6 protein-coding genes are annotated in these 4,076 nt (G+C 52.5%); all 6 read right to left on the bottom strand.

What is annotated here, in order from left to right; genetic code table 11:
• On the bottom strand, positions 1-226 hold a 226-nt coding region (locus PHV74_15260; GenBank protein MDD5095712.1), incomplete at its 3' end, for a hypothetical protein.
• Positions 227-264: 38 nt separating this feature from the next.
• Positions 265-450, bottom strand: coding sequence for a hypothetical protein (locus PHV74_15255; GenBank protein ID MDD5095711.1), 186 nt, complete (start codon positions 448-450; stop codon positions 265-267).
• A 112-nt stretch (positions 451-562) separates the two neighbouring features.
• Complete coding sequence (locus tag PHV74_15250; GenBank protein ID MDD5095710.1) at positions 563-1,105, bottom strand: hypothetical protein; 543 nt, start codon at positions 1,103-1,105, stop codon at positions 563-565.
• Between the two features lie 180 nt (positions 1,106-1,285).
• The gene (locus tag PHV74_15245) at positions 1,286-2,236 is read right to left on the bottom strand and encodes a tyrosine-type recombinase/integrase (GenBank protein MDD5095709.1); all 951 of its coding nucleotides are present in this window, start codon (positions 2,234-2,236) and stop codon (positions 1,286-1,288) included.
• Between the two features lie 147 nt (positions 2,237-2,383).
• Positions 2,384-2,725, bottom strand: a complete 342-nt coding sequence (locus PHV74_15240; GenBank protein MDD5095708.1) for a hypothetical protein — start codon at positions 2,723-2,725, stop codon at positions 2,384-2,386.
• A 193-nt stretch (positions 2,726-2,918) separates the two neighbouring features.
• On the bottom strand, positions 2,919-3,965 hold the full coding sequence (locus PHV74_15235; GenBank protein ID MDD5095707.1) for an MFS transporter: 1,047 nt from the start codon (positions 3,963-3,965) through the stop codon (positions 2,919-2,921).
• Positions 3,966-4,076: the final 111 nt, after the last annotated feature.

The raw sequence follows: 4,076 nt of genomic DNA, 5'->3' as shown, positions 1-4,076 counted from the left end.
CGAGGGATTTTTTGAGAGCTAAGGGCATCTTCAACCGGGGATCGCATAGGTGCTCCAGCTCCGCCAGAGGTTTTTCCATCTTCTCCAGGCATGCTCTAACGTCGGAGGCGGGTACTTTCCGGCCCTGATCGGCCAGTCTTTGCAGCTGCTCCATAGGCTTTCGGACGTCTCGAAGCCTGGCTGCAGCGATTTCACGACTCCATATCTTCTGCGCCTGTCGGCTCATTTTGTTATCCTCCTCAGAGCACGATATTGCAGACCGTTTCAACCCTCCCCGTAGGTGCTGCCCGGCAGAATCTCCTCGGCCTGGTGCTTTTTGAGGATCTGCAACAGCATCCGGCGATCTTCTGGAGTGAGAACATCCACGGCAGCTCCGGAAATATCCCAAGCCGCCGCAAGCTTTTTCAAACACGCTGTTACGAAATCCAGTTCCTCGATCGTCAGCTTCATGAATTTTTCCCGATTTCAGTCCCTGCCTTGCCTTACCCTACCGCGCCCCTCCTGACCCCGCCATACCCAACCATGCCGAACCGCGACCTACCAAAACACACCAAACCATCCCTTACCCTTCCACAAACCTAGTGACAATGAACTTACCGAATTTACCCCCACGACCGGGACGAAAATCGCCGATGCCAACATAAGAACCGGCGTAGTCAAGGATTTGCTTCAGGACCTCTTTATCCAGTTGATCGTCCATAGACCTTATCTCAAAATCAATCTCCCACTTGTCGAAACGGGGCCTGTACCGAATGACCCGTGCCCGCTGAACCACAACAGGTCGGGAATCAACAACATAGTCGGTTATCTTGTGAGGAATGGCAGCCGGGGAGACTGCTACCGTCGAGCCGATCAGCTTGGCATATGTCGCGCTTCTCTTTCCGGTTATCTTGAACTGCCTGGCTGCCTCCTTGAGAGAGCCCTCGATATGATCGCTCGGCTCGTAGATGCGACCTTGCTCGTCCGTGTAGAGAGAGTTGAGCGCCTCTTCTTTCCAGTCCGGCACGCCCGTTCTCTTCTTGCTTTTGCTGTCTGCCTTATCCATCGGGAACCGGTGCATCAGCAATGGGGTGACACCTTGAATGGATACCTGGTATGTTTTCATGCTTCCTTACCTCTCCTCTTTGTTGCATCGCTAATGGGCCTGAGTTGATATTCCCTACCCTGCCCTACCCTGCCTTGCCAAACCCTGCCGCACCTAACCTTACCTCGCCGTGCCGTACCGCACCATGCCTTACCCTACCTGGCCCCACCAAACCACCATACCTTTCACCCCAAGCCAGAATCAAAATAGGCGATCCTGTTGCCTTGTTGGCGGAGAACTCTTTCGTGTTTCGGGACTTTTAGTTATGATGCCCTCGGCTTCCTTGATCATCTCACTTGCGAATAACGATGCCTGGGCGGCAGAATGAATCAATCTCAGCGGCGTGTGCCGATGGTGTTTGGCCACGATGTCCCTCATGCCAAGATTTACGTACCGTTCAGTCGTCATGAGATCCTTGTGCCCCATGATTCTCTGAAGGGATCGGGTGTCCCCACCGGCCACCAAGTAGCCTCGACCGAAGGTATGGCGCAGCCGATGCGCCCCCAGCTTAGGGCCGTAGATGCCGGCCGTTTTCATATGATCGCGCACCAGCTTGTAGACAGTATGCCGGGAGAGCGGGCCTCCGCGACCGTTAGTGAAGACATATTCCTGAGGGCCGACCTGGGCAATAAGAGCCAGAAGCAGACGGCGGGTCTCCTCGCTGATCGGCACCTCAAGCTCCCCCGACTTGCCGTCAACGATCACCGAGTCTTCCCTGACACGGGATTGGCGCAGCGTTGCCGCCTCGATGGTGCGGATACCCGTATCCAGGAAAAGGGTGAATAGAGCTCTATCCCGCAGCGTTCCTGCTGTCAGCAAAAACCGCATCGCCTCATCGGGCTCGAGCGTGGGCATCACCTTCTTTTGGCGCCGCGGTTCGACGTTGCCGCCTTTGATGGGGTTGGCAATGTGGTATCGAGGTTCGATGAAATAGTAGAGGGCTCTCAAGGTTCGGAAATAGGAATGCTTGGACTCTGCGGAACCGTTTATGCCGGCGAGGAAGGTCTCGATGGGGTCAATAACTTCGGGGAGTTCGGGGTAGCATTTGGAGAAGCGCACCAAGCGCTGGCGGTACCAGCTGATGGTTGACGGCTTCAGATTTCGGGCTCTGCAGTTATCTAGGAATATCCGGATGGCTTCTTCCGTTCTCATGATGCTACCCCCCGCAAGACATTATAGTCCCACGGACTGCTTGAGAACGAAAGGTAGTACTAATAGCCTAGTGGGAGATAAGAGGCAACATGGTCGTGGAAATGGGGAAGGAGGGACTCGAACCCTCAAGGGTTGCCCCACATGATCCTAAGTCATGGGCGGACCTACGTTGGCTTTGGCTCTTTTCGGTTTTCGTTTTGATTTTTGTTCTTTATCCCTGATCTGTTTTTCTATTTGCTCCAGCTCTTTCTGGAGCGCCGCTTTCCTTAGTTCCAACCGTCGATTCTTCTCACTAACAGGCGCAGCTTCACGCTGTTTCTTTATCTCCTCAGCAGTTTGTCGGAACACCAGAGTTTGTTTGCCAAGGGTGATCGTGGGCATCTTGCCATCCTTGGCCCATTGCCAGGCAGTAATCCGGGTTACGCCGATCAGTTCGCCCGCTTGAGGAATGGAAAGGAGGCCCTCTCCGCTTTTAATCAAGATGTTCATAACGTCCGAATTCAGCCACCGCCAGAGTTATGCCGGTCAACCCTTGTTCTTAAAACCTTGTCCCGGAAGCAAGACCGCACTTAAAAAATGACGCTCTGGCAGTCGACTGCAGCGCGTTGTTGGGTGGTAATAATCCTTTAATCTCAAACTGGCGGAGTATCTCGTGAGACTTGATCATCTGAATCACAGTATATTATTCTTTGGAAGGCCGTATGCGATTTGGCAAGATAAACAGCATCACCAACGAGGCTACAACCAGCACCACTCCTGCGATGAACATAGCTTCCGTCATGCCAGCCGTAAAGGCCTCACCAGTTTCCCTGATAACAAGTTGCGCTGTGTCCTGTGGGAAGTCCCTGGCAGCTATGTGAGCACTTTGGATGCTACTCTCAATTGCTTCATAATTCTCTTTGGATAACGTCAAGGAGGCTCCAATATTCTCCACCCTGTCTCGGTATATGTCATTGAGTACCGCACCAAGAACCGCTATACCGAGAACGCCACCTATCTGCTGTGTGGTCTGATCCGTTGCTGAGCCTACCCCTGCCCGGCTCTCCGGCACCGATCCCATAACAGAATCAGTGGATGGGCTCCACGCTAAGCCATATCCTCCCCCAGCTAGAAGCAATCCACCTACAATCACTGCATAAGAACTGTCGCTGTCAACAAAGGATAAATAAATGAATCCAACCCCACAGATAAAGAGGCCCAGAGAGATCGGCAGTTTGAGGCCGACGCCACGAGCCAGCCGAGGTGCCAGCATTGATGCTATCATAATAATGACAGCTACCGGCAGAAGACGTATAGCCGCTGCAAGAGCACTGTGTCCCTGCACAGATTGAAAATACTGGCTGAAAAACCAATTTATCCCGTATATACTGAAAGCTGCCAATGTCATGGCGACAACGGGTGCGGTGAAAGACATGTTCTTGAAGAATGTTATGGGAAACATGGGATGAGATGAACGCCTTTCCCATAAAACAAAACCCGTCAGCAAGATCACTCCAATACTGAGCCAGATTATCACCGAGCTATGAGTCCAACTTTCCTCACCGGCCTTGATGATGCCGTAGACCACTGAAAACAAGGCCGCGATGGACAAGGCCGCACCGGTTGGATCAAGTCTTGGCGCATGTAAATCTCTGGATTCACTGATATAAAAATATCCCGCGGTGAAGCAAATAATGCTCATCGGAATGTTGACGATAAACACGGAATACCATTCAAGGCGTCCCTGCAAAAAGCCGGTATCGGAATTCTGATTGAGTCACCCTGATATTATGCTGCGAAGTTTAAAGTCTGAGTGAATCGGCTGGCGGGTCGAATTTAGCGCCAAAACAAGCGCCAACAT

This window comes from Dehalococcoidia bacterium, assembly GCA_028711995.1.
Classification (GTDB): Bacteria; Chloroflexota; Dehalococcoidia; order SZUA-161; family SpSt-899; genus JAQTRE01.
This window is presented reverse-complemented; position numbering and strand designations above follow the sequence as displayed.